Source organism: Streptomyces sp. NPDC057307 (assembly GCF_042667665.1).
Taxonomy (GTDB): domain Bacteria; phylum Actinomycetota; class Actinomycetes; order Streptomycetales; family Streptomycetaceae; genus Streptomyces.
In genome coordinates, this window is the sequence record NZ_JBHUZM010000078.1 from 1 (window position 1) to 24,960 (window position 24,960).

Consider the following 24,960-nt stretch of genomic DNA (forward strand, 5'->3'; position numbering starts at 1 on the left):
GTCCCCGGCGAGATCGGCTCGCCGGGGACCACGTCCGCGTGTACGGGGTGGTCCCGGTCAGGGCAGCGGCGCGCCGCGCGCCGTGAGCCACAGGTCGTACCACTCCTCGTGGGTGAGTTCCGGCTCCCGCACGGCGGCGTCGGCGCAGGCACGGATCCGCTCCGGCCGCGCGCTGCCGACGACCGGCGCGATCCGGGCCGGATGGCGCTGCAGCCACCACAGCAGGATGGTCTCGGGCGTGGTGTTCTTCGCCTCGGCCAGTGACGCGACGAGCCGCGCCGTGGCCACCTCGTCCGGGGTCTCCTCACGGCCCGTGTACCGGCCTTGCGCGAGGGCTCCCCACGCCTGGAGCGCGATCCCGGTCGCCCGGCAGTACTCGGCCGTCCCGTGCGGATAGCCGAGGCCGGCCGCCGCCGGGGTGTTCACCAGCACCCCGGCCTCGACCCAGTCCCGCCGGTGGAGGCTCATCTCCAACTGGTTGGCGACCAGGGGGAGTCCGAGCGACAACCGGAGCTGGGTGATCTGCCAACTGCTCATGTTGGACACGCCGAACCGCCGGACCAGACCCTGCTCGTGGAGCGAGGTGAGCGCGTTCGCGATGTCGTCCGGGTCGGCGAGCGGGTCGGGCCGGTGCAGGAGCAGGACGTCGATGACGTCCGTACGCAGCCTGGCCAGGCTCTCCTCCACACGTCGGACGATGCTCGCCGGGCGCAGGTCGTAGATGCCGGGCCGGTCGCCGTCGGCGAGACGGATACCGCACTTGGTCTGCAGGACGATGCGTTCCCGCAGCCCGGGGGTGCGGCCGAGGACCTCGCCGAAGACGGCCTCGGACTTGCCGTGCCGGTAGATGTCGGCGTGGTCGAACGTGGTGATGCCACTGTCCAGCGCCGCCCGGACCGCCGCCTCGGCCGCGTCGATGTCCGCCGGGCCGTAGGGAGTGGTGTCCCAGCCGCCGCCGAGCCCCATGCATCCGTAGAGCAGCCGGTCGCCGTTCGTCTCCGTTTCGTCTCTCACGCGATCACCCTACGGCGGGGTGGAAACGGCGGGTGGCCCCGGGGAAGGCTCTCCCCGGGGCCACCCGGTGCGGATGTCCGGCCGACGTGGGTCAGCAGTACAGGTTGCCGCCCGGCGCGACACCCAGGATCTGGGTGAAACGCTGGTAGTTGTTGATCCGGCTCTGGACCGTCGCGGGGTTGCGTCCGTCGCACTCCAGTGAGCCGTTGATGGAGCGGATCGTCTGGCCGAAGCCGGCCTGGTTGACCATCGCGTTGTGCGGGGTCATGGTGCCGGGGCCGTTCTGGGTGTTCCAGTACCAGAGACCGGTCTTCCAGGCGACGGCCGAGTCGTTCTGGACACGCCACGGGTCGGCGAGCAGGTTGATGCCCAACGCGTCACCGGCGGCCTTGTAGTTGAAGTTCCAGCTGAGCTGGATCGGACCGCGGCCGTAGTACGCGGCCTGGCCTGCCGGGCAGCCGTACGACTGCGAAGTGTCGCAGTAATGGGGGTAGTTGGCGGTGTTCTGCTCGACGACATGGACGAGGCCGCCGGTCTCGTGGCTGACGTTGGCGAGGAAGGCCGCGGCCTCCTGGCGCTTGACGGTGTCGCTGCCGGTGTTCGCGAAGGCCGGGTAGGCGCTCAGCGCGGCGGTGAGACCGCTGTAGCTGTAGAAGCCGTTGCGGCTCGGGAACATCTGGTTGAACTGCGACTCACTGACGACGAATCCACCCGGCGAGGGGTTTCCGCCACCGCTGCTCGGCGCGTTCCACTTCTGGTTCGACTGCCCCGAGCAGGTCCAGATCTGGAGCCGGGCGCCGTTCGCCGAGTTGCGGTCCTGGACGTCCAGGCACTTGTTCGCCTGCGGATTGACGATGTCGTTCGCGCCGGAGACCGTCCAGCGCTGGTTGGCGCCGCCGGTGCAGTCCCACAGGTGGACAAGCGCCCCGTCGGCGGTGCTGTTGCCCGAGACGTCCAGACACTTGCCGAGCGCGCGCAGCGTGCCGTCACCCGAGTTCGACCAGCGCTGGGCGTTGCTGCCGTTGCAGTCGTAGAGCTGTACGGGGGTGCCGTTGGCGTTGCTCGCGCCGGCGACATCGACGCATTTGCCCGCGAGCCCGGTGATCTGGCCGTCGGCGGCCTGGGCGGCGGGGGCGGTGAAGAGAGTGGCGACGAGGGCTGCGACCGCGAGGAGGATCGCGGACCGTACGAGGGAAGGGCCTCTGCCGGATTTGCTCAACATCTCTGAATGTTGTCCCTTCGCGCCAACGGCGCACGGAGCCCTGCCGGCGAGCCGACAGGGCCAAGGAGGAGATGTGCGGGAGGTGTGTCGATTGGATTGAAAGCGAAGGTCTAGACCTTGTCAAGTGCATGGTGAATACGGCTGGTTGGTTACCTCGCCGTCAGAGCGGTGACCAGGTCGTCCAGCCCGTCGAACCGCCGGTCGAAGGCGTCGGAGTCCGTCGGTGGATCGCCGACGGGTCGATGCACATAGGCGGTCCGCATGCCGCTCGCCCGCGCGCCGCGGAGGTCCCAGGCATGCGCGGCGACCATGAGCACGCGTTCCGGCGGGTGTCCGGCGGTGTCGACGGCGAGTCGGTACACCTCCGGCGCCGGCTTGTAGGCCAGGACGGCCTCGCCGGACAGGACTTGGTGCCAGCGCAGCCCGGCATGCGCGTTGAGCCGCAGCAGTGCCGTGCGCGCCGCGTTGGAGAGCCCGAGCACCGGGAGGTGCCGCGCGAGCCGTTCGAGAGCGGCGACGGAGTCGCCCCAGGGAGGCAGGCGCCGAGTCGCGGTCGCCAGTCGGGCGATCGTCGCGGGATCGGTCAGTCCGGCGCGGTCGGCGACGAGTTGAGCGGCTTCCGTGTCGATGACCTCACTGTCGGCGTACGCGCGGTGCCCCTGCCCGATGCGTCGCTGCTCGGTCTCGACGTGCCGCTGCCACATGGTGAGCAGTTCAGCGACGAAGCGGTCGTCGGCTCTGCCGTCGGCGCCGTCGCCGGAACCGTCGTCGGGCGCGGGCAGCGCGTCGCGGATCTCCGCCCGTAGTCCGCCGGATTCGTCGACCAGTGTGCCGAGGATGTCGAAGACGACGACCTCGATGTCGCGGATGTCGGCCATGCGCTCTCCCGTTCGTGGCGGTGCCACCGGGACCCACCGAGGTTGCCCGTGTCACCGGTTCAGCAGGTGACGACCTTGCCACCGGCCTCGTCACCGGTCAAGATGGTGACGTGGATTTCGCCTTTGTGAGCGGCAACCCGGCCCTCGATCTGGCCGGCACCGTGAGGTCTCGCCGGGACGCGCCGGACGACGCCCTGGCCGCGCCCGGGGATCTTGAACGATGGGTGGCCGAATGTGACGAGCTGCCCGACCGGGTCTCCGCCGGCCTCGCGACCTTCGAGTCCGCGCTCGCACTGCGCGAAGCGATCTATCGGCTCGCTCTCGACCGCGTGCTCGACCGGCCCTTCGACCCGGGCGGCCTCGACGTCGTCAACGACACGGCGGCCGGGCCGGTGCCCGCGATCAGGCTCGCCGACGCGGGACTACGGATGACGGGAGACCTCCCCGCCGTCCTCTCCCACCTGGCCAGAAGCGGTATCGCCGTGCTCGCGGACCCCCACGCGTGCCTCAAGGAGTGCGGTCGCCCGAGCTGTACTCGTATCTATCTCGACCGCTCGCGGGGCGCACGGCGCACCTGGTGCGGGATGGACGAGTGCGGAAACCGCGTCAAGGCCGCGGCCTATCGGGCCCGCAGACGGGCTTCGCTGTGAGGCGTCAGCCGGACTTGAGCCAAGCGGTCCTGCTGACGGGTGCCGGACGGGGGAGCGCGCGGCCGTCGAGGAAGATGTCCGTCTGTTCGTTGTAGAAGGCGACGAGGCCGGCGATGGGCGTGAGCTGCCGGGTCGGGAAGTCGTACGACCAGGCGATGTCCGGGTGGCTGCCGGCGTTCGTGGTGACGGACCAGTAGGCGCTGGTGGTCCCCTTGTAGGGGCAGCCGGTGGCGGTGTCGCTGGGCACCAGCCGGGTGAGATCGGTGTGTACGCGGTCGAGGTAGTAGCGGGTCGGCAGGCCGGTTTCGAACACCATGACGGTCGAGGGCGCCTCGGCGAGCACCTCGCCGTCCAGTTCGACGCGGACGGTGCGGCCCGACCGGAGCGCGTCCACCCGCGTGTACGGGCTGCGGGGATGGACGAACACCTGCTCGTCCTCCTCGAACCACGCGTCGGGGGCGGCCCAGTCGATACGAACGGTGCCCGCGAGACCCGGCGGCGCCTCCTCGGTCCACAGCCGCGCCGAGCCGGGCCGCGCGACCCCGCCGCTGCTCAGCCCATGCCGGCGGGCCACCCCCAGACTCAGCTTCTGGGTGTGGTCCTCGTCGACGAGAACGCCTTCGGTGAAGTCCTCCACCGGAACGCAGTACTGCGGGTAGCCGGGCCACTCCCACACGTACCGGGCCCGCACGGTGTCGAACAGCACGCGGCCGGCCAGGAACGCGCGGACACGGCGGGCCACCGGCTCGACATGACCGGCCGGGACGATCATCTGCGGAAAGTACTGGGCGTCGTCAGGCATGAACGCTTCCCGTTCCTCGTCGGTGGTGGGAGCTGACTGACCCACCATCACACGGCCGAGAGTGTCCGGCGCGCTCGCACGGCACGGGCGGAGACCAACAGGCCAGGGCGTGTCCGCCGGACCGGGCCTACCGGCCGACCGCCGTCGGACCGCTCGCGTCGAGGTCTCCTTTGCGCAGACGGTAGACCTGCAGCGACAGGTTGTAGTACTTCTCCGTCTCGCCGACCCACTCCATACCCACCCGCCGGGCCGTCGCCGCGCCCCGGCTGTTCCGGGGCCGTACCACCGCGAACAGCTCCTCCACCCCCGCGTCCGACTCGAAGGCCCGATGCGCCACGGCGTGCCCCGCCTCCGCGGCCAGGCCCTGACCCCATACGTCCGGGGCCAGCTGCCAGCCGATCTCCAGATCGCTGCCGAACGGAGGGAGCGGCAGCAGTGCCACCCCTCCGACCAGCCGGTCCGTCTCGCGCAACGAGATCGCCCACCGGCCCTGGGGAGGTTCGAGGGTGGCCGACTCCGTCACCCACCGTTCGATGAGCCGCTCCATGGCGGCCAGGTCAGACACCGGCTCCAGCGCCGGGGCGAGCCATCGGGACACCTCGTCCACGCCGTAGACCGGCAGCGCAGCGGCGGCATCGCCCGGCGCCCAAGGTCGAAGGGTCAACCGGGGAGTACTGATCCGGGAACCTTCGATGATGACCCGATGTATTCGGTCAGCCATATAACGAGAATATCACCGGAAGCACCGCTCAGCCGGGGGCGGGTACGGGCCAACTACCAGTTCGTCGGCCACGCGTGGGCCGCCGGAATTCAGTGGAATATCCCGCCTCCCCCCGCCGTTGACAGAGATACCGGGGGCCAACAGACCTCAGGCGGTCGGCCACAGGAAGGATCACATATGAAGCCTCGTATCCACCCCGAGTCCCGTCCGGTGGTATTCCGGGACCGCGCTGCCGACGTCGCGTTTCTGACGCGCTCGACCGCGGAATCGGACAAGACCATCGAGTGGGAGGACGGGAAGAAGTACCCCGTCGTCGACGTCGAGACATCATCGGCGAGCCACCCCTTCTACACCGGTAACTCGCAGGTTCTTGACACCGCGGGCCGTGTGGAGCGATTCGAGCGCCGCTACGGCGAGGCCTCGAAACGCGGATGAGCGCCACCGGGAAGCATCGGCGCGAAGACGGAGACCACAAACCCCGGCAGCGAGATCGAATGATCACGCCGCCGGGGTTTATCCGTGCGACCACGCATTCCCGGTGCGTTCCCGTCCGCGACGGCCAAAATGAATTGATCACTCCCCACGGCCTCTGACACCATCACCGGATGATCAGCATCGGGACGATCGTGATGGGCGCCGCCGACGTACGCCGCGCGGCCGAGTTCTGGAGCCGCGCGCTGGACTACGTTCCGCGCGACGGCGAGGTGGCCGACGACTGGGTCGTCCTCGTCCCCGCAGATGGCCCCGGCCCCGGACTGTCCCTCGGGCTCAGTACGACACCGGTGCAGGAACACCCCCGCGTCCACCTCGACCTCTACACGCGCGACGCCGCCGAGCAGACCGCCGAAGTGGCGCGCCTGGTGACCCTCGGCGCCGAACGCGTCGACTGGGACCTGTATCCCGACGACGCCGACTTCATCGTCCTCGCCGACCCCGAGGGCAACCGCTTCTGCGTCATCGACACCGGCCACGGCTGATCCCCGCCCGCGCCCCGGACAGCCCTCCCGACAGCCAAGAGGCCCCCGTGAGCACCGAACTACGTTCCGCCGTCGTCCTCATCACCGGCGTCATGGCGGCCGGGAAGTCCACCGTCGCGGGCCTCCTGGCCGAACGGCTGCCGCGGGCGGCCCACGTCCGGGGCGACACCTTCCGCCGCATGCTCGTCTCCGGCCGCGAAGAGATGCTGCCCGAGCCGACCGCGGAGGCCACCGCCCAACTGGACCTGCGTCAGCGAATCTCGGCGACGGTGGCCGACGAGTACGCGAGCGACGGCTGGACGGCGATCGTCCAGGACATCGTCATCGGCCCGGACTTGAGCCGCTTCGTCGCCAGGGTCCGTACGCGTCCGCTGTACGTCGTCGTGCTCACGCCCTCGACCGACGCCGTGCGCCACAGAGAGCACACGCGCCCCAAGACCGGATACGGCGTCTGGACGGTCGAGGCACTCGACCACAGTCTGCGCACGGAGACCGAACGCATCGGCCTCTGGCTCGACACGACCGAGCAGACACCCCAGGAGACGGTCGCCGCGATCCTCGCGAACCTCCCGGCCGCGCTGGTCACGTCGGACTGACGCCCGTCCCCTCGCTCGCGGCTCCCGTTGTCAGTCGCTCGTCGCCGGGTCCCGCCCCTCTTCGAGCGCCCGCCGCACCGGACCGGGCAGCGGCGCCAGCCCGAGCAGGCCCGAGACCAGCCCGGTGGTGAGCGAATGCCACTCGCCGGCCCGCCGCAGCATCGCGTGGTCCCCGCCGGACATCAGCACCGCGCACGCGTCCGCGCCCGCCGCACGCGCCCGGCGCGCGACGTCACGGCTGCCCAGCGGGTCGGTCGTACGGTCCCGGTCGCCGTGCACCAGGATGACCCGCCGGTCCACCAGCTGCGCCACCGGCTCCCCGGTGGGGCACCACGGGGCGAGTCCCACGACGCCGCGCACCAGGTCGTGCCCGGCCACGGCGAGCGCGGCGCGCCCGCCCATCGAATGACCGACCAGCACCACTCGTACCGAACCCGCGAGCAGCTCCAGCTCGTCGAGCGCCCGTCGCGCGTCCACGGCGGCGTCGGCGCGCTCACCGTTCCACCCCCGGTGCCGGTAGCGGACCCGGCCGACGAGGACGTCGTGCCCCTCGGTGGCGCGCAGCACCGCCCCGGTGAACGGGCGCATCCGCGCGGCGGCCAGATTCCACCGGGGCGGCGGCCCCATGCCCTCCGAACGTCCGCCGTGCAGCAGGAGTACGGCGGTACGGGGCCGCCGGACCGATCTGTCGAGCACGAGGGCGGGCGGGAGCGGGGCACGGGGATCGCTGACGGGCACGTGGTGCCTGGCCTCTCTTCTGTCACCTGCGGCGGTCTGTCACCTGTGGCGGACGGGGTCCGACCCACCACAGGAAGTATTCGACGCCGAGGCCGTCGCGGATGCCTCGGCAGGCGCATCGATTCCGTCCGCCTCCCGCGTCGTCTCACGCGCCGGCGGAACCGTCGCGAGCAGCTCCGCCCTGTCGGCCGCCTCCGCCGCCGCGCGCTCACGCGGACCCCAGGTCTCCCGCGTCGTCGCGACCCCGAGCAGTCCGACCAGACCGATGACCACATAGAACCCGGCCGGGCCCGCCCAGTCGAACGACTCCGCCAGCAGCACGGCCAGGAACGGCGCGAACCCGGCGACGGACGCCGCGATCTGGTAGCCCAGCGAGGCACCGGACGTACGCGTGTTGGTCTTGAACAGCTCCGCGAACCACGCCGCCTGCGTACCGGTCAACGCCGCGTGGATCACGCCGATCGCGATCAGATAGATCAGCACGACGAGCACCGGATTACCGGTGTTGGCCATCAGGAACATCGGGAAGCCGAAGGCGACCGCCAGCAGACACCCGGCCAGATACAGCTTCCGGCGGCCGATCCGGTCGGTCAGAGCGCCGGACAGGATCGTGGTGCCCACCGCGAGAAGGCTCGCCACGACGATGCCCGCGAGGGCGATGCCACGGTCGTCCTCGTCGCGCTCGGTGATGTACGACAGCAGATAGGTCGCCGTCAGGTAGTACGCGCAGGACTCGACGACACGCAGCGCGATGATCCGCAGGATGTTGCGCCAGTCGTCGCGCAGCACCGTCACGAGCGGGTTCTTGACCGTCTGGCCACTCGCCTTGGTCTCCTCGAACTCCGGCGACTCCTCCAGCTTCACCCGGACGACGAGACCGACCACGATCAGCACCGAGCTGGCCAGGAACGGGATGCGCCACGCCAGGTCGCTGTCGAGATTCACGGACAGCAGGAACACGATGTTGGCCAGCGCGATGCCGAGCGGATTGCCGGCCTGCGGTATCGCCGCGTACAGACCGCGCCGCCTGCGCGGCGCGTGCTCGTAGGCCATCATGACCGCCCCGCCCCACTCGGCGCCGAACGCGAGCCCCTGCACCATACGGATCAGGACGAGCAGGATCGGCGCGGCGATGCCCGCCTGCGCGTAGGTGGGCAGCAGTCCGATGAGGACCGTGGCGATACCCATGGTCAGCAGGGCCGCGACCAGGACGGGCTTGCGGCCGTACTTGTCGCCGAGATGGCCGCCGACGGCGCCGCCGACGGGGCGCATCAGGAAGCCGACGCCGAGCGTGACGAAGGCCAGCAGGGTGCCGACGACCGGATCGGACTCGGGGAAGAAGACATCACCGAAGTAGAGGGCGGACGCCGTGCCGTAGGCCACGAAGTCGTAGTTCTCCACGCAGGTTCCCGCGGCGGCTCCGAGGGACGTCCGCAACTTGCCGCGGGTGCCGTTCTGAGCGGTGGCGGCGGCCGGGGAGGGTGCGCTGTTGCTCGCGCTCATGCCGTAACTCCTAATCACCTTTGATCACCGGTTACGCGGTGGGGGACTTCAGCGGGTGTCGTGCGTCGTGCATGGGGGAGTGGGGACGGGTGTGCGGCGGTGCGGGTGCGCGGGGGCGCGCGGTTGTGGGGCCTCAGCTCTCCACGGCGGGTGACTGCGCGAGGGGCTGGACCGGCCGGCCGGGCGGGGCCCCGGTGAGTTCGCGGGCCGACCTCAGCTCCAGCTCGTGGAGCTTGGCGACCCGCCGGACGGTGTCCTCGTCGTTGTCGAACGTCGCGCCGAGGAACGCCTCGACGACCGCGCCGGCCATCGCCGGACCGATCAGCCAGGCACCCATGGCGATGGCGTTGGCGTCGTCGTGCTCGACCGCCTGGTGCGCCGAGTAGACGTCGTGCCCGAGACCGCAGCGGATCCCGGCGATCTTGTTGGCCGCCATCAGCGCGCCGGCGCCGGTACCGCACACGAGCACGGCCCGGTCGGCCTCGCCGGTGCGTACGGCGTCGCAGGTGGCGAACGTGATGTCGGGGAAGTCGACCGGCGTGTCACTGTCCGTGCCGCGGTCGATGACTTCGTGTCCCAGCCGTTCGAGGACGCCGCGCACATGGTCCTTCAGCGCGTGTCCGGCGTGGTCGTTGCCCAGAGCGATTCTCATGTGTCAGCCCTTCGTGGTGAGTTCGTTGATGCCGGTGCCGGTGCCGGTGCCGGTGCCGGTGTCGGTGGTGGCCGCGTGTGTGTGGGCCCCGCCCAGCTCGTGCGCGTACGGGATCGAGACCATCGCCCCGCGCCGGGTGACCGTGATCGCGGCGGCGGCCGACGCCGTCGCCAGTGCCGCGGGCAGATCACTCTCGCCCCGGGCGAGGGCCGCCGCGAGATAGCCGGTGTAGGTGTCGCCGGCCGCGGTGGTGTCGACGGCGGTGACCGGTACGGCCGGGATGTGCGCCACGCGGTCGCCGACGTTGACGTACGCGCCGTCCGCGCCCGTGGTGCAGACGACCACGCAGTCCAGCGCCCGTGAGGTGGCGAGCACGGTCCCCGCCACGTGCCCTCGCCCGGCCGCGCCGCCGTCCGGTTGAGCGACCGCCCCGACCAGCCCGGCGACCGCCCGCATCTCCCCCTGGTTGACCACCAGCAGGTCGATGTCGGTCGTCAGACAGCCGGTGTCGGCGGGCGCGGGGGCGGCGTTGAGTACGACGGTGGCGCCGCGCTCCTTGGCGAGGCGGGCCGCGTGGGCGACCACCGCCACCGGGGTCTCCAGCTGGAGCAGTACGAGATCGCCCGGCGCCGCGCCCGCGAGTCCCGACTCGACGTCCGCACGGCTCAGGCGGGCGTTCGCGCCGGACGCCACGATGATGCGGTTCTCGCCGCCCGCCTCCACGGCGACGACCGCCGTGCCCGTGTGCGTACCGTCGGCCGTACGCACCCACCCGGTCTCCACACCGGATTCGACCAGCGCGCGGCGTACGAGCAGGCCGTGCGCGTCGTCGCCGAGCGCGCCGATCATGACGACCGACGCACCGGCCCGTGCGGCGGCGACGGCCTGGTTGCCGCCCTTTCCGCCGGCGGTGATCGTCACGTCCGAGGCGAGTACGGTCTCGCCGGCCGCCGGGAACGCGGGCACCTCCAGGAGCTGGTCGGCGTTGAGGCTGCCGACGACGAAGACGGTGGTGGGCATGGGGGATCCCCGTTCATGGGTGTGGAAGGCGCGGTGCGGCGAGGGACGGCGGACGCCGGTCGGGCGCCGGTCGGGCGCGCCGATTCCCTCGAAGGGCCTGATTCGGATGGGCAGTTGTGTGAGGTACGAGGTGGTGGCGGGGCGCCGGTTCCCGGGCACCCGGAGAGTCACCGGAAAGGGTCTGGACCCGGACGGCGGGCGTGGGCCGGGGGTGTGGCCGCCTGCCGCCTCCTGCCGGGGCTACGCCGGCCGGCGTGCCCCGCCCGTTGACTCCCGCACCACGAGGCGCGTCGGGAGGACCACCGATTCGGGTGTGCGGCCCTCGATGACGTCGAGGAGGAGTCTCATCGCCGTCGACCCCATGGCCTGCGCGTCGTGCGCGACGACGGTGAGCGGCGGGTCGAGTTCGGAGAACCACTCGATGTCGTCGAAGGCCACCAGGTCGATGTCCGAGCCGATCCGCAGCCCCCGGCGGCGCAGCGCGCCGAGCGCGCCCACCGCCATCGGACTGTCGGCCGCGAGCAGCGCGGTCGGGGGACGTTCGCCGGACAGCAGCCGTTCGGCGGCCGTCGAACCGCTCGCCGAGCGGAAGTCGCCGGAGGTGATCAGCCCGGGGTCGGCGTCGAGACCGTGCCGGGCCACGGCGCGTACGAAGGCGTCGTGTCTGGCGCGGCCGGTGGAGATGGACCGGGGGCCGCCGATATAGCCGATACGGGTGTGGCCGCGGTCGGCGAGATGGGCGACGGCCTGGTCGATGCCCAGCGCGTTGTCGGAGGTCACGCTGGGCACCTCGAACCCGTCGACGGTCCGGTCGACGAAGACGAGGGGCACGGTGGTGGCGAGGGTCCGGAGGTGGGCGCTGTCCTCGCCCTGCGGAGCGATGATGATGCCGTCGACCCGCTGGGTGAGGAAGGACTCCAGGTAGGTGTCCTGCTGCCGCGGATCCTCGTTGGCGTTGGCGAGGAGGGTGACGTACGAGGAGCGCAGCGCCGCTTGTTCGGCGCCGTGCGCCACATCGGCGAAGAACGGGTTGCGTACGTCGGAGATGAGCAGCCCCACCGTCTGGGAACGGGCCGAACGCAGGGAGCGCGCACGGGCGTCGGGCCGGTAGCCGAGTTCCGCGACGGCTGCGTGGACGCGTTCACGGGCGGCGGGGGAGGTGGACGGGTTGCCGGAGAGTACCCGGGACGTCGTGCCCACGGAGACGCCGGCGAGTGCGGCGACATCCTTGATGGTCACGGTGGTGCTGTCCATGGGGGCCTCTTGCGGATCGGTGCGTATGTACGGGCGGTGGGAGGTACCGGGCGGTCGGTGGACTGACGGGACTGTATCCCGCGACATTCCGGATCCCGCGATGCTCTGGAAACGATTCCATGGAAACGTTTCCGAGACAGGATCCTGAAGCGTCTCCCGCGGCGCGTCAAGGGGTTCGGCCGATCGGCTTTCGGATCGGTCCGCACGCCGACCACGTCCCCCACCAGGTCGGAAGTCCGGTCCGACGTCTAATCTGCGGGCATGGACTCGCAGGCGTACCTCTCCGAACTCTTCTCCCTGGAAGGCCGCGTGGCCCTGGTCACCGGCGGCAGCTCCGGCATCGGCAAGGCCATCACCGAGGCCCTCGCCGGTGCCGGTGCGAGCGTCGTGATCGTGGCCCGCAGGGAGGCCGAACTGGCCGCCACGGTGGACGAGTTGACGGACCGCGGTTGCCGGGCGGCATGGGTGCGCGGCGACCTCGGCACACGCGAGGGCGTACGTACGGTGGCCGACGAGGCGGCGGAGATGTTCGGCGAACCGGACACCCTCGTCAACTGCGCCGGGATCAATCTGCGGCCCCCGATGGGGGAGACCGGCGACGACGTGTGGGACACGACGATGGCCGTGAATCTGGAGGCGCCGTATCTGCTGGGGCAGCGGTTCGGACCCGGCATGGCCGACCGCGGTTTCGGCCGGATCATCCATGTCACCTCCCAGCAGGCGCACCGGGCGTTCGTGCGGAGCGGTGTCTACGGTGTCTCCAAGGGCGCGCTGGAGTCGTTGGCCCGCTCGCAGGCCGAGGCGTGGTCACCGTACGGGGTCACCTGCAACACGCTTGTGCCGGGGTTCGTGATGACGCCGCTCAACGAACGGCTGTCGTCCGACCCCGAGCGGGTGGCGGCGCTCGCCGCGCGCACGATGACGGGGCGCAACGGGGTGGCGGAGGACTTCGCGGGCGCGGCCGTGTTCCTGGCGAGCCGGGCCTCCGCGTACGTCACGGGGCAGTCGCTCTTCGTGGACGGCGGGTTCCACGTCCACTGAGGGGCGGGCGCGTCGTACGGCGGCGGGCCCGGCGGAACGGCGGCGATCACGTCGTACGGCGGTGAACCCTCGTCCCGTATCGATCGCAGCCCGGTTTCGGCTCAACCGCGCCCCGGATCATGCCTGTTGGCGCGGGCGCGGGCTCGACTCGGGTACGCCGGACCGCGCCGCCGACCGGCGGGCGCGCCAGGTGCGCGCGGCGCGGGTCACGCCCGGCTGCCCCAGCACGATGCCGAGGAACACCAGCACCAGCCCGGCGCCCTGGCGCGCGGTGAGGGAGTCACCGGCGACGAGCGTGCCCAGCAGAACGCCGGTCACCGGGTTGAGGAGACCTATGAGCCCCACCGTCCCCGCGCTCAGCTGCCGCAGGCCGGCGAACCACGCGGTGAAGGCGAGGGCGGTCGCCACGCCCGATACGTAGACGAAACCGAGCACCGCGCCCCCGTCCAGGGCCGGCGGTGCCCCTTCGACGGCGACCGCGACCGGTACGAGAACCACACCCCCGGCGATCAACTGCCAGGAGGTCAGCGCCAACACGTCGACGCCGGGGCACCACTTCTTGGTGAGGATGTAGCCGATCGAGGACATCGTCATGGCCGCCACCGAGGCGAGCACGCCGAGCGGGTCGATCCCGGTCGCGTTCGTGAGGAGCATGGCGCTGACACCCGCGATCCCGACACCGGCTCCGACGGCCGGCAGTATCTGCGGGCGCTCGGCCAGCAGTGGCCAGGCCAGCAGCATCATCACCACCGGCGCGGTCGCCATGACCGTCGAGGCGATGCTGGTCGGCAGGAGCTGCGCCGCCACGTAGACGAGGGCGAAGAACGCCCCCATGTTCAGGGTGCCGAGCACCAGCGCCTTCCACCACAGCGCGCCGTGCGGTCGTCGCCGGCTCAGCGCCAGCAGGACGATCCCCGCGGGCAGGGCGCGGAAGACCGCCCCGTACAGCGGATGGCCGTCCGGGAGATGGCGCTGCGTGACGAAGTACGTCGTGCCCCACGCGATCGGCGCGACGGCGGTGACCAGTGACCAGCGGGCGGTGGCTTCCATGGAAGCAATAATATCTTCCCTGGAAGGTATTATTCCCGGCATGGCTGAATCTCTTGACCGGGTGGCCCGTATCCAGCGGGAATGGGCACGTGAACGCCCCGATGTCGATGTGCGCCCGCAGGGCGTGATCGGGCGGCTGCACCGCCTCGGCGCGTACCTCACCGAGGAGTTGTGCGTCGTGTACCGCAAGCACGGACTGGGGGAGGGCGACTTCGACGTCCTGGCCGCGCTGCGGCGGGCCGGCGCGCCGTTCGAGCGCGCGCCCGGCGAACTGGCCGAGCACACCATGGTCACCACCGGTGCGATGACGAAACGCGTCGACCGCCTCGAACGGGCCGGACTCGTCTCCCGGCGCGCGAGCGAGAGTGACGGGCGCGGCAGGGTCGTCGCGCTGACCTCGGAGGGCCGCGCCCTCATCGATCGCGCCTTCGCGGAGCACATGGCCAACGAGCGCCGTCTCCTGGGCGTGCTGACCGAGGCGGAGGCCGCGCAGCTCGAATCCCTGCTGACCAAGTGGCTGGCCGTGACGGAGGGGGCGCGCGACTGAACGGGGACGCCGGGGGGCTTGGGGTGCCCGGGGGTGATCGAGGTGCCGGGACTGCGGACTCAATCGCAAAGACTTCTTCGCGAATAAGTCTTTGCGAAGAACTGTTTGCGGTCTAGTCTGCTCGGCATGACGGATTCGAACGAGACCCCTCGCGGCCCCAGGCACGAGTCGAGCACGGTCGTCCTGGACGCGAAGGGACTGCGGGCCCTGGCCCATCCCGTACGTGTCCAACTGGTCGGACTCCTGCGGAAGTACGGCCCTTCGACCGCCACCCGGCTGGCCGAGCGGCTGGGGGTCAACTCCGGTACGGCCAGCTACCACTTGCGCCAGCTGGGCGACGCGGGGTTCGTCGAGGAGGACACGGAGCGCGGCAACGCGCGGGAACGCTGGTGGCGCGCGGTCCACCAGTCGACCCGGTTCAGCGACCGTGAGCTGGCGGAGGAGGAGCCCGAGGCCGCGCTCGCGTATCTCCAGTCGGTCGCCGCCGCGTACACCCTGCGCACCCAACGAGCCCTCGGCGAGCTTCAGACCATGCCCGACCGGTGGCGGGGCACGTTCGACATAAGCGACTGGCCGCTGCGGCTGACTCCTGAGGAGGCGGTGCGGCTGCAGGGGGAACTGCACGCGCTTCTCTTCCGCTACCGGGCGGACAGCCCGGAGACGGCGGCCGAGGCACCGGAGGGCGCCGAGCGCATCTCCGTGATCACCCAGATCCTGCCGGAGCTGGAGCTGCCGGGCGCGGACACTCCCGACGCCGCCCCCGACGACGACACCCCCGGCGCCCCCGCCGAGGGCGGCGGCCCGGCTCGCGGGCGCCGGCGGGGAATGGAGTCGTGGTGAGAAAGCCCGGGACAAGTGCGATACGGGTGAAGGGATCTGACGTTGCGTCAGGTCGTCGACGTGCGTCGCTGCCGCTCGTCGGCGTACTCGCCGCGATGGCGGTGTCGTTGACCGGTACGCGGGTCTCGGCCATCGCGCTGCCCTGGTTCGTTCTCGTCACCACCGGCAGTGCCACCCAGACCGGGGTGGTGGCCTTCTGTGAGATGGCTCCGTACGTGGTGGTGAAGGCGTTCACCGGACCGCTCGTGGACCGGGCCGGACCCCGGACCATCTCATGGACCACCGACCTGATCAGCGCCGCGGCCGCCCTCGCGGTTCCCCTCCTGCACGCGGCGGACCGGCTCTCGTTCCCTCTGCTGCTCGTGCTGGTCGCGTTGATCGGAGCGGCGCGGGGGCCGGGCGACCTGGCGAAGGACGTCATGGTCCCGGAGGCGGCCGAGCACGGTCGTGTACCTCTGGAGCGGGCCACCGGCTTCGCCGGCGTGACCGAACGGCTCGCCGCCACCGTCGGTCCGGCGGCGGGCGGCGCCCTGATCGCCTTCCTCGGGCCGTTGTCGGGGCTGACCGTCAACGCGGCCTGTTTCGCGCTCGGTTCGGTGATCATCGGGGTGATGCTGCCGCGCGGCATGGGCCGACCGGTCGGGCACGTACCGTCGCCGCCGGACGGCGCCGATCCCTCCGCTGACGCTCCGGCCGAGCCGGGCTACTGGCGGCGGTTCGGCCAGGGCTTCACCTTCCTGCGAACCGAACCGCTGCTTCTCACGATCATGGTGATGGTCATGGTCACCAACTTCCTGGACGCGGCGTTCAGCACCGTGCTCCTCCCTGTCTGGGCCAAGGAGTCGGGTAACGGGCCGAGCGCCATCGGCCTGTGCGCCGCCGCGGGCGGACTCGCGGCGATCGGCGGCAGCCTGATCGCGGCGGCGGTCGCACACCGGATGCGACGGCGCGTGGTCTTCTTCGCCGGATTCCTCCTGGCGGGCGCGCCGCGATGGCTGATCCTCGCCTCGCCCGCACCTCTGTGGGCCGTGGTGGTCGTGTTCGCGGTCGGAGGCTTCGGTGCCGGTTTCCTCAACCCCATCCTGGCGGCGGTCAGTTACGAACGCGTGCCCCGGCGTCTGCTGGGCCGGGTCAAGGCGCTCAGCGGTGCGCTCTCCTGGTCCGGTATGCCGCTCGGCGGGCTGCTCGGGGGCGCCGCGGTGGCCTCGTTCGGGCTGGCGCCGGTGCTGCTGGTGGGCGGCGCCGCGTACTTCCTCACGACGAATCTCACCGGACTGCGCCCGGAATGGCGGCAGATGGACCGACTGCGGGGCAAGGGCCGACCGGCCGACGACCCGCTCGTCCCACCGCCGAGCGTGGAGCCGGGCGAGAGGTCGGACACCGACCAGCAACCGGGCCGGGGACCGGGCTCGGAGCCGGAATCCGGCGGCGCCAGGCTGACGCGATCGGTCGGACGACGGTGACAAGACGCCGCGAGAATCACCAGCGACACACCCGGTCAACTCCCGCAGCACACACCACAGACCCGGCCGGCGTCGCCGGAACGCCGGCAGCACGCGCGCGGCCTCCGCCGGGCCCCGGACGGGCGCCCCGACCGTCTGCGGATCTTCGAGATCGACCAGCCGGGCACCCAGGACTGGAAGCGCCGACGTCTGATCGAACTCGGTTACGGGATCCCCCACCGGCTTCGTCTGGTGCCGGTCGACTTCGAGGCGGGCGCGGACTGGTGGGAGCGGCTGTCCGACGCCGGCTTCGACCCCGGCAGGCCGGCGGTCGTCGCCTGCTCCGGCGTGACCATGTACCTCACCAACGCCACCGCCGCGACCCTCGGCCGGCTCGCCGGCCTGGCCCCCGGCTCGACGGTCGCCATGACGTTCATGCTGCCGACCGCACATACGGCCTTCGCCCGTCGAGCGGAGAGGACTTCCTGGTGGCCACCACCTGACACGTCTCGGTCCCACGACGCCCCGCCCAGTCCCACGACGCCCGACTCAGTCCCGCAGCGCCCGACGCGGCGCCGATGCCGCGTGTCGTGCGGACTCCGCGCGAGGTCTGTGTGCAGGGTGCTGCACATGAGACTGCGGGCCGCGTACAAGAAGGACGACAAGGGTGGCTCCGGAAACGGGCCGATGACCGAGCTGCTGGAACTGCGGCACGACGTCACCGTCACCCAGACGCTGCGCTCGACGGTGGCCGCGACCCTCGCCTACATCGTCGCGCTGTGGCTCAGCAGCGAACCCGCGCCGCTGACCGCGCCCCTCACCGCGCTGCTCGTGGTCCAGGTGACCCTCTACTCCACCCTCACCACCAGCGTCCGCCGGGTGAACGCCGTCGTCGCCGGCGTGCTGATCGCCATCGGATTCAGCGTGCTCGTCGGGCTGTCGTGGTGGAGCCTCGGGCTGATCATCCTGGCCTCGCTCCTCGCCGGCCGGCTCGTCCGCGTCAACGAGTTCGTTCCCGAAGTCGCGATCAGCGCCATGCTCGTCCTCGGCGTGACCCACGCGGCGGACACCGCCTGGGACCGCGTACTGGAGACGCTGATCGGCGCGGTGGTGGGGCTGCTGTTCAACGTGCTGTTCGTGCCGCCGGTCTGGGTCGCCGCCGCCGGGGAGTCCATCGAGGACCTCGCCCGGCAGATGCGCCGGCTGATGCGTGACGTCGGTGAGGAGCTGACCAGCCCCACCCCCGTCGAACGCGCCGCCGCCCGACTGCGCGAGGCGCGGCGGCTCGACCACGGCATCGCCGAGGTGGACGCCGCGCTGCGCCAGGCCGAGGACAGCCTGCGGCTCAACCCGCGCGTCAAGGAGGGCCTGCTGCACCGGGTGGTGCTCCGTACCGGCCTCGACACGTTGGAGATCTGCGCGGTGGTGCTGCGCGTACTCACCCGCACGATCACGGACCTCGCCAAGGAGCGCGAGGAGGAAGATCTTTTCCAGCCGGAGGTGGGATCCGCCCTGGAGGAGCTGCTGTCGCAGGTCGCCGACGCGCTCGTCAGTTTCGCGGTGCTGGTCACCACACAGACGAGCGAGGCCGCCGAGGCGGCGGAGTCCCGCCTCGCCGGCGACCTGAGCGCCGCCGGGGCGACACGTGAGAGAGCCGCGCAACTGCTGCTGGAAGGCGTACAGCGGCACCCTCGGCAGTGGCAGCTCCACGGCGCGCTCCTGTCGGAGATCGACAGACTGCTGGACGAACTCGACACCGACCACCGCTCCCGCCGTCTGATGGAGGAGCTGGACAGATCCACCCGGGAACAGCGCGAACGGCACCCTCAGCTCACCGCGTTCACCCAGTGGCTCCGTCGTCGGAAACGGCCCGCGCTGAAGCGCCCCACTCTGAGGCGGCGAGGCAAGCGGAAGGACCAGCGGAATGAAAGGCAGAGTGACAGGCGGGACTTTGAAGACAGGCCCTAGGGGCGTGCCGCAGCTGCTTGCTCGGTTTCCACCGGGTGGTCACCGGTCGCCGCCACGATGACGTCGTCCAGGATCTCCCGCGTGCGCACCAGTTCGGCGATCTGCTCGTCGATCCTGGCCCGCTGACGCGTCAGATCGGCGACGAGCCACGGCGTCGCCGCCTCCGAAGGCCCCCCGTCCTCGTCCCGCATGCACGGCAGCAGCTCGGCGATCTTCCCGCTGCACAGCCCCGCGGCGAACAGCTCCTGGATACGGATCACCCGGTCCACGGCCCGCTCCGGATAGGTGCGATGGCCCGAGGGCGTACGCGTCGACACGAGCAGCCCTTGCTCCTCGTAGTAACGCAGCGAGCGTTCGCTGACGGCGGTACGTCTCGCCAGTTCGCCGATCTTCACGCTTCCTCCCGGGGGCCCCACCGTCGCCGTGGCGGTGACAGGGATTGAACCTCACACCAGTGTGAGGTCTTACCGTCCCGCCATGACGAAAACGACTCTTCTCGCCCCGTATTCCCTCGGCCCCCTCCACCTCCCGAACCGCATGGTGATGGCTCCCATGACCCGCTACCGCGCGGCCGTGGACGGCACGCCCCTGCCGGTCGTCGCCGACCACTACGCGCAGCGCGCCGGCGCCGGCCTCATCGTCACCGAAGGCATCTGGCCCAGCAGCCGGGGTCAGAGCGGCTGGCGGCTCCCCGGTCTGGAGACCGAGGCGCACATCGAGGGCTGGCGGGCCGTGACCGATGCCGTGCACGCCGCCGGCGGCCGGATCATGGCGCAGCTGATGCACGGCGGCCGGCACGGACACCCGCTGTCCCGGATCGACGGGGACGTGCCGAGCGGCCCGTCCTCGGTCCTGGTGCCCGGCCCCGTACACGTACGCGACGGCGGAAAGGCCGACCCCCTCCCGCCGCGCGAGATGACGCACGACGACATCCGGCAGGCCGTCGCCGACCACGTCAAGGCGGCCGGGAACGCCATGGCAGCGGGCTTCGACGGGGTCGAACTGCACGGTGCCAACAGCTACTTGATCCATCAGTTCCTCGCCGACAACACCAATCTGCGCAGGGACGGTTACGGCGGTACGACCGAGGGCCGGATCCGCTTCCCCGTCGAGCTGGTCACGGCGGTCGCCGACGCGATCGGCGCCGGGCGGACGGCGCTGCGACTCTCCCCGGGCAACCCTCAGTTCGGCATGGCGGAGGCCGATCCGGCCCCCGTCTACCGCGCGCTCCTCGACGCCGTCGACGGCCTCGGTCTGCTCTACCTCCACCTCACCGACAACGACATCTACCCGGCGCTCGCCGATCTGCGGCCCCGCTGGCACGGCCCGCTCATCGCGAACATCGGCGAGAACCGCGACCCGACCACCCGCGAGGGCGGCGAGTCGGTGCTCGCCGACGGGCTCGCCGACCTCGTCTCGTACGGCAGGTCCTTCATCGCCAACCCGGACCTCCCCGAGCGCTTCGCCTCCGGGGCACCGCTCAACACCATCGACGAGCGGCATCTCTACACGCACGGCGGCGAGGGCTACACCGACTACCCGGCGCTGCGGCAGGAGCTGTGCTCCACCGGGAGGTGACGCCGGGGCCGGTACGGGGGACACTGACGTATGGGATTCGCCGTCTTCGTCACTCTGCCCGGTCTGGTCATTCTGCTGACCGCGCTGGCCTTCGTCGATCAACTGCTGCTCCGCGCCGGACGGGCCGGTGTCCTTCCCTGGCGCAACTCCGTCCGGCAGGGGCAGGTGTCGACCACCGGCTTCGAGATGCTGCACGCCAGCCTCTCGCCGGGCAAGCAGAGCGAGTTGAAGGAGCGTCAGTCGGCGCTGCTAATGCGGGACGACGAGGAGGACGGGGCTCCGCCGAACCGGACCATGGTGGATCTGGACGGCGGCACCGCGGTCGTACGGATACCTCCGGGCCGGCCGGACCGTCCCAACTGACCGGCCGGCCCGGCGGACCCGGGTCACGAAGCGGTGGTTCGTCTCAGAGCGGCAGTACGCAGACGGCGACCGGGGACGCGAACGGTTCGCCGGCAGAGGCCAGTTGACCGCTGTCCTGGTCGACGTGGAAGACGGACACGGCGTTCGACCGCTGATTGGCGGCGAAGAGCAGAGTCCCGTCGGGGGAGAGGGCGAGCTGCCTCGGGTAGTCACCGCCGACCGGCACCGTGTCCAGCAGCCGCAGGCCGGCGCCGTCGTCCTCCACCGCGAAGCGGGACAGGCTGTTGTGCCCCCGGTTGGCGAGATAGACGAACGCACCGTTGGCGGTGATCACCGGCTGGGACGGGAAACTGCTGCCCGCGCCGCCGGCGCCGGTGGGCAACGGTTCGCCGGGGGTGAGGGCACCGCTGTCGGGGTCGTACCCGCAGACGGCGATCGTGTTGTTCAACTCGTTGGCCAGATAGGCGAATCGGCCCGAGGGATGGAAGACGAGATGCCGCGGACCGGCGCCCGCCGGCAGCGTCGCGTACGAGACCTGGGTGAGCGTGCCCGCCGTCTCGTCGAGGCGGTAGGTGTAGACGCTGTCGGTGCCGAGGTCGACGGCGAGTACATGGCTGCCGTCGGGGCTGGTGACGATCTGGTGCGCGTGCGGGCCGTTCTGACCGGGCCCCGGAGCCGGTTCGGTGTGGGTGACCAGAGCGGTGCGCTCGCCCAGCGCGCCCGACGACTCGATGGGATGGACGGCGACATCGCCGGAGCCGTAGTTCGCGCTGAACAGCCAGCGCCCGCCGGGGTGCACGGACAGATGGCAGGGTGACGAGCCGCCGGTGCCGCGCGTGCCGAGGACCGTGTGACCGCCGTCCGCCCCCAGCGCGATCGCGGTGACGCCGCCGTCCTGGCGCTCGTTGACCGCGTACAGGGTGCTGCCGTCGGGGTGGACGGCGAGATACGAGGGGTCGCCGACGCCCTGGAGGGTCCCGGTGGCGGTGATGTGGCCCGTAGCCGTGTCGTACGAGGCGAGCCCGATGCCCGGACCGCCGCTGGAGGTGTACGTACCGATGAACAGCGGCCCCGTGGCGAGGGGTTGCCGTGAACGGGCCGCTGTCCGCGACGTGGTCGTTGTCTGCGCCGCCGTCCGGGTCGCGGTCGCCGGAGCGGTCGCGCTCGCCGTCGCGGGCACCGAGACCGTCGCGAAGGCGGCGGCCAGTATGCCGACCACCTGACGGCGGCTCGGCCCTCCGGTCCCTGCCTCTGTATCTGTCTCTGCCGCTGTGCCTGTTCCTGCCGCTGTTCGTGTGCGGTCGCTTCTCATGCCGGGCACCTCGAATGACTCGTGGGGGGAGAGTGCTTGCCGATGTTGTGGCAGCCACCCTGTCGCCATCCCGCCCCCGTCGGCAAGAGCCCCTTCGGCGCCGTCAGTCGCGGAGCGCCACGGCGTCGCCCATCACGATCACCGGACGCTTCGCCGGGTCGAGGAGACGGAGGAGTTCCACCATCTGTGTTCTCGACAGCGAGACGCAGGCCTGGGTGGGGCCTTTGTGGTCGACATGGATCCAGACGCCGCCGCCCTTGCCGAGCCCGAGGGGGCGGCTCTTGTCCAGCGGAGTGGTCCCCGGGATCCGGTTGTAGTCGATGGCCACGACATAGTCGAAGGAGCCCTCCAGCGGCTCACCGAGGAAGCCGGTGCCCGGGGACTCGAAGTCGCCGCTCTCGTCGTACGGGAGTCTGGACCCCGGGTCGGGGAGCCGGCCGCCGGCGTCGCCGAGCGTGAAGACGCCGATCGGCGAACGCAGGTCGGAAGCCTGGTGGTCGTACGTCCAGCCGCGCAGCGCGTTGTGCGCGGGCCAGCGGTCGGTGACGGGCCGCCAGCCCGTGTCCGCGTCGCGCTCGTACAGCACGACCCCGGACCGGGACGACTCCCGGCCCTCGCCGCTGACGACGAGCGCCTGGCGCGTGGAGACCGGGATACGGGAGCGGGTGGCCGGGCCGAGACCGGGGATCTCACGGACCAGAGCCGCCTCCACCGGTCCGCCGGCAAGACCGCGGGCCGCCTCGTTCGGCGAACCATGGTGCCGCTGGGCGGGCCGCCCCGCCGGCTTCTCCCCGTCCTTCTCCCCGTTCTGTCCTCCGTCCTCCTCTCCGTCCCGTTCTCCGTCCCGATCCCCGTCCGCCGACTTGCTCTCCGTGGCCGGGCGCTCCGCACCCGGGCTCCGCGGCGGCCCGCCCTGCGCGGTCCGGCTCTCCGACGGCCGCCCGGCGTCCGGTGGGGATGCCTGCTCAGCGCATCCGCTGAGGAGCAGGCACGTACAGAGCGAGGTGACGGCCAGGGCGCCCCTGGCGAGATGGAGAGCGCGGGGGAGGGGGAGCATGTCGGGCCTTTCGTGGGCGGTGGCAGGCGGGCCGTCCTCGTCCGCCGCGTTTCTCTGCGCCATGAAACGCGATCATCGTGTGATCGGACCGCGCCGAGATACGTCATCAGAGACGGACCCGGAGATTTCCCCCGTTCTGCCTAAGGCGACGTCAGATGCCCGGCCGATCAGGCGATTCGCGGTCTCGCCCTCACCCTCGTCCTCGCCCGTTCCTCCGTCATTGGTGCGAGCAAAGGCGGCCGGGGGTGATTCGTCGTCCCACGGGTGATTCGCGAAGGCGCGTGGTTTCAGTCGGCCGAAAGAGCGTCAAATTGCTTGCCCGACAGGGTTGTCGGGGACATGGCGGGATTGCTTGTCTTGATGCGTCGCGGACGGTCGACGCGCGTCAACTCCGCCCCACCGGAGTGGCGCACGCCTGTTGCGCGACGCGCTCGTTGTCGTTGAACCCGGGAGAGCGTTCCCCCCACTTCCCAAGGAGATCGACATGGTTACCAAGCCAGGCCCCGGCCGTCGTACGGTGCTGCGGGGTGGTCTGACCGCCACCGCGGTCGGCGCCCTCGGACTCGCCGCGAACGGACCGGCCAACGCCGCCCCGCCCCGCGCGAGCCGCCACCGGGCGGCCCGATCACTACTCGCCGCGCCCGAGCCCCGGATCTACAGCACCACCGAATGGGGCGCGCGGCCCCCGAACCAGCAGATCGTCGTGCTCGACCGGGTCCCGACCTACATCGTCGTGCACCACACCGCCGAGCCCGGCAACAGCGAGGACTACTCGCTGGAGCACGCGATGGCGATCTGCCGGTCGATCCAGAACTTCCATATGGACGGCCAGGGTTGGGGCGACTCCGGCCAGCAGTTCACCAACTCGCGCGGCGGCTTCGTCCTCGAAGGCCGGCACCAGAGCCTCGATGTCGTACGCGGTGGTACGCGGCACGTCCAGGGCGCGAACGTCGGCGGCCGCAACAGCGAGGTCATCGGCATCGAGAACGAGGGCCTCTACACGGAGGTCGACGTTCCGGCCGCGCTCTGGAACTCACTGGTCCAGCTCGTCGCGTGGATCGCCACCCAGTACGGGCGGCCGGTCACCGACATCATGGGCCACCGCGACTTCAACTCCACCGAATGCCCCGGCGGCGTGCTCTACGGCAGACTGCAGGAGCTGCGCGACGCGGTCTCCGGCGCACTGGGCGTCGCGCCCGCCGACCGGCCCTCCGTCTGGCCCCTGCTGCGTCCGGGGTCCGCCGGGCCTCAGGTGCGTGCCGCGCAGTACCTCCTGCGGGCCCGTGGCTTCTCGGACGTACCGGTGGACGGGGTCTTCGGCGCGGACACGAAGCGCGCGGTCGTGAAACTGGCCGATGTGCACAACGTGGAGAAGCACACCTGCGCGGCCATGGTCCGCGGCGGCACGGACGAGACCGGTTACCTGGGCTCGGACATCTGGCCGCTGATCACCCCGAAGGTCGGGGCGGGCGAGAACGCCGACATCGCGAAGGCGGTGACCACCCTGCACCGCGCCGGCGCGGACCGGGCCCACTCGGCGGGCGTACTCACCGCGACGGAGTGGAAGCGCCTGCTGGCCTGACGATCCACCGCCGGACCGGACCGGACCGTCAAGCCTGTCCGGCGTGCCTTCGGCGGCGCGAGTCACCTCGTGCCGCCGAAGGCCGACGGATACCAGTTGCGGAAGACGGTTCCCCGAGCGGCTGTCCGCCCTGGCCGGCAGTCGTGGCCGACG

The 24,960-nt window shown here is 71.2% G+C and carries 26 protein-coding genes and 1 pseudogene; 13 read left to right on the forward strand and 14 right to left on the reverse strand.

Annotated elements, in window-relative coordinates:
• Positions 1–57: 57 nt before the first annotated feature.
• The 3 genes from ACFUN8_RS23955 to ACFUN8_RS23965 all read right to left on the reverse strand — a co-directional run bounded on the left by ACFUN8_RS23955 (position 58) and on the right by ACFUN8_RS23965 (position 3,114).
• Positions 58–1,014 carry an aldo/keto reductase family oxidoreductase gene (locus ACFUN8_RS23955; protein ID WP_383641152.1) on the reverse strand — a complete coding sequence of 319 codons (957 nt, stop codon included), beginning with the start codon at positions 1,012–1,014 and terminating at the stop codon, positions 58–60.
• Positions 1,015–1,105: 91 nt separating this feature from the next.
• Positions 1,106–2,236 carry a lectin gene (locus ACFUN8_RS23960; RefSeq protein ID WP_383641155.1) on the reverse strand — a complete coding sequence of 377 codons (1,131 nt, stop codon included), beginning with the start codon at positions 2,234–2,236 and terminating at the stop codon, positions 1,106–1,108.
• Between the two features lie 149 nt (positions 2,237–2,385).
• Entirely contained in the window at positions 2,386–3,114 is a 729-nt protein-coding gene (locus ACFUN8_RS23965) for a haloacid dehalogenase type II (protein WP_383641158.1), read from the reverse strand.
• A 110-nt stretch (positions 3,115–3,224) separates the two neighbouring features.
• Here ACFUN8_RS23965 and ACFUN8_RS23970 point away from each other — a divergent pair, with 110 nt between their 5' ends.
• The gene (locus ACFUN8_RS23970; RefSeq protein ID WP_383641161.1) at positions 3,225–3,764 is read left to right on the forward strand and encodes a CGNR zinc finger domain-containing protein; all 540 of its coding nucleotides are present in this window, start codon (positions 3,225–3,227) and stop codon (positions 3,762–3,764) included.
• Positions 3,765–3,768: 4 nt separating this feature from the next.
• On the opposite strand, the gene ACFUN8_RS23975 is transcribed toward ACFUN8_RS23970, so the two are convergent.
• Positions 3,769–4,566: a DUF427 domain-containing protein gene (locus tag ACFUN8_RS23975; protein WP_383641163.1), complete on the reverse strand. Its 798-nt coding sequence runs from the start codon at positions 4,564–4,566 to the stop codon at positions 3,769–3,771.
• A gap of 127 nt (positions 4,567–4,693) precedes the next feature.
• Entirely contained in the window at positions 4,694–5,287 is a 594-nt protein-coding gene (locus ACFUN8_RS23980; RefSeq protein WP_383641166.1) for a GNAT family N-acetyltransferase, read from the reverse strand.
• 177 nt (positions 5,288–5,464) lie between these two features.
• Here ACFUN8_RS23980 and ACFUN8_RS23985 point away from each other — a divergent pair, with 177 nt between their 5' ends.
• The 3 genes from ACFUN8_RS23985 to ACFUN8_RS23995 all read left to right on the forward strand — a co-directional run bounded on the left by ACFUN8_RS23985 (position 5,465) and on the right by ACFUN8_RS23995 (position 6,860).
• Positions 5,465–5,722, forward strand: coding sequence for a type B 50S ribosomal protein L31 (locus ACFUN8_RS23985; RefSeq protein WP_383641169.1), 258 nt, complete (start codon positions 5,465–5,467; stop codon positions 5,720–5,722).
• Between the two features lie 170 nt (positions 5,723–5,892).
• Positions 5,893–6,264, forward strand: coding sequence for a VOC family protein (locus ACFUN8_RS23990; RefSeq protein WP_383641172.1), 372 nt, complete (start codon positions 5,893–5,895; stop codon positions 6,262–6,264).
• Between the two features lie 47 nt (positions 6,265–6,311).
• Positions 6,312–6,860 carry an AAA family ATPase gene (locus ACFUN8_RS23995; protein WP_383641175.1) on the forward strand — a complete coding sequence of 183 codons (549 nt, stop codon included), beginning with the start codon at positions 6,312–6,314 and terminating at the stop codon, positions 6,858–6,860.
• A 30-nt stretch (positions 6,861–6,890) separates the two neighbouring features.
• Here ACFUN8_RS23995 and ACFUN8_RS24000 read toward each other — a convergent pair whose 3' ends face one another.
• From ACFUN8_RS24000 to ACFUN8_RS24020, 5 genes are all read right to left on the reverse strand, one after another.
• Complete coding sequence (locus ACFUN8_RS24000; protein WP_383641178.1) at positions 6,891–7,598, reverse strand: alpha/beta fold hydrolase; 708 nt, start codon at positions 7,596–7,598, stop codon at positions 6,891–6,893.
• 39 nt (positions 7,599–7,637) lie between these two features.
• Positions 7,638–9,101: an MFS transporter gene (locus ACFUN8_RS24005; protein WP_383641181.1), complete on the reverse strand. Its 1,464-nt coding sequence runs from the start codon at positions 9,099–9,101 to the stop codon at positions 7,638–7,640.
• 133 nt (positions 9,102–9,234) lie between these two features.
• The gene (locus ACFUN8_RS24010; protein ID WP_383641184.1) at positions 9,235–9,753 is read right to left on the reverse strand and encodes an RpiB/LacA/LacB family sugar-phosphate isomerase; all 519 of its coding nucleotides are present in this window, start codon (positions 9,751–9,753) and stop codon (positions 9,235–9,237) included.
• Between the two features lie 3 nt (positions 9,754–9,756).
• On the reverse strand, positions 9,757–10,773 hold the full coding sequence (locus ACFUN8_RS24015) for a ribokinase (RefSeq protein WP_383641187.1): 1,017 nt from the start codon (positions 10,771–10,773) through the stop codon (positions 9,757–9,759).
• Positions 10,774–11,013: 240 nt separating this feature from the next.
• Positions 11,014–12,027 carry a LacI family DNA-binding transcriptional regulator gene (locus ACFUN8_RS24020; protein WP_383641190.1) on the reverse strand — a complete coding sequence of 338 codons (1,014 nt, stop codon included), beginning with the start codon at positions 12,025–12,027 and terminating at the stop codon, positions 11,014–11,016.
• Positions 12,028–12,288: 261 nt separating this feature from the next.
• Here ACFUN8_RS24020 and ACFUN8_RS24025 point away from each other — a divergent pair, with 261 nt between their 5' ends.
• Positions 12,289–13,068 (forward strand): SDR family NAD(P)-dependent oxidoreductase, encoded by a 780-nt coding sequence (locus ACFUN8_RS24025; protein ID WP_383641193.1) that lies wholly within the window; start codon positions 12,289–12,291, stop codon positions 13,066–13,068.
• A gap of 117 nt (positions 13,069–13,185) precedes the next feature.
• Here ACFUN8_RS24025 and ACFUN8_RS24030 read toward each other — a convergent pair whose 3' ends face one another.
• Positions 13,186–14,118, reverse strand: coding sequence for a DMT family transporter (locus ACFUN8_RS24030; protein WP_383641195.1), 933 nt, complete (start codon positions 14,116–14,118; stop codon positions 13,186–13,188).
• Positions 14,119–14,158: 40 nt separating this feature from the next.
• On the opposite strand from ACFUN8_RS24030, the gene ACFUN8_RS24035 reads away from it, so the two are divergent.
• From ACFUN8_RS24035 to ACFUN8_RS24055, 5 genes and pseudogenes are all read left to right on the forward strand, one after another.
• Complete coding sequence (locus ACFUN8_RS24035) at positions 14,159–14,665, forward strand: MarR family winged helix-turn-helix transcriptional regulator (RefSeq protein ID WP_383641198.1); 507 nt, start codon at positions 14,159–14,161, stop codon at positions 14,663–14,665.
• Positions 14,666–14,791: 126 nt separating this feature from the next.
• Complete coding sequence (locus ACFUN8_RS24040; RefSeq protein ID WP_383641200.1) at positions 14,792–15,505, forward strand: ArsR/SmtB family transcription factor; 714 nt, start codon at positions 14,792–14,794, stop codon at positions 15,503–15,505.
• Between the two features lie 95 nt (positions 15,506–15,600).
• On the forward strand, positions 15,601–16,968 hold the full coding sequence (locus tag ACFUN8_RS24045; RefSeq protein ID WP_383641203.1) for an MFS transporter: 1,368 nt from the start codon (positions 15,601–15,603) through the stop codon (positions 16,966–16,968).
• Positions 16,969–17,103: 135 nt separating this feature from the next.
• A pseudogene (locus ACFUN8_RS24050) lies at positions 17,104–17,322 on the forward strand (class I SAM-dependent methyltransferase); the annotation flags it as partial.
• Positions 17,323–17,634: 312 nt separating this feature from the next.
• Positions 17,635–18,915 (forward strand): aromatic acid exporter family protein, encoded by a 1,281-nt coding sequence (locus ACFUN8_RS24055; protein ID WP_383641250.1) that lies wholly within the window; start codon positions 17,635–17,637, stop codon positions 18,913–18,915.
• On the opposite strand, the gene ACFUN8_RS24060 is transcribed toward ACFUN8_RS24055, so the two are convergent.
• The gene (locus ACFUN8_RS24060; protein WP_383641206.1) at positions 18,912–19,310 is read right to left on the reverse strand and encodes a MerR family transcriptional regulator; all 399 of its coding nucleotides are present in this window, start codon (positions 19,308–19,310) and stop codon (positions 18,912–18,914) included. The genes ACFUN8_RS24055 and ACFUN8_RS24060 overlap by 4 nt on opposite strands.
• An 82-nt stretch (positions 19,311–19,392) precedes the next feature.
• On the opposite strand from ACFUN8_RS24060, the gene ACFUN8_RS24065 reads away from it, so the two are divergent.
• Entirely contained in the window at positions 19,393–20,493 is a 1,101-nt protein-coding gene (locus ACFUN8_RS24065) for an alkene reductase (RefSeq protein WP_383641209.1), read from the forward strand.
• Positions 20,494–20,523: 30 nt separating this feature from the next.
• On the forward strand, positions 20,524–20,856 hold the full coding sequence (locus ACFUN8_RS24070) for a DUF6191 domain-containing protein (protein WP_383641212.1): 333 nt from the start codon (positions 20,524–20,526) through the stop codon (positions 20,854–20,856).
• Between the two features lie 43 nt (positions 20,857–20,899).
• On the opposite strand, the gene ACFUN8_RS24075 is transcribed toward ACFUN8_RS24070, so the two are convergent.
• Positions 20,900–22,168 carry a lactonase family protein gene (locus ACFUN8_RS24075; RefSeq protein WP_383641215.1) on the reverse strand — a complete coding sequence of 423 codons (1,269 nt, stop codon included), beginning with the start codon at positions 22,166–22,168 and terminating at the stop codon, positions 20,900–20,902.
• Positions 22,169–22,271: 103 nt separating this feature from the next.
• Positions 22,272–23,225, reverse strand: a complete 954-nt coding sequence (locus ACFUN8_RS24080) for a hypothetical protein (RefSeq protein WP_383641253.1) — start codon at positions 23,223–23,225, stop codon at positions 22,272–22,274.
• A gap of 484 nt (positions 23,226–23,709) precedes the next feature.
• Between ACFUN8_RS24080 and ACFUN8_RS24085 the strand changes: the two genes are divergently transcribed.
• A complete protein-coding gene (locus ACFUN8_RS24085; protein ID WP_383641218.1) occupies positions 23,710–24,807 on the forward strand; it encodes an N-acetylmuramoyl-L-alanine amidase in 1,098 nt (365 codons plus the stop codon).
• Positions 24,808–24,960: the final 153 nt, after the last annotated feature.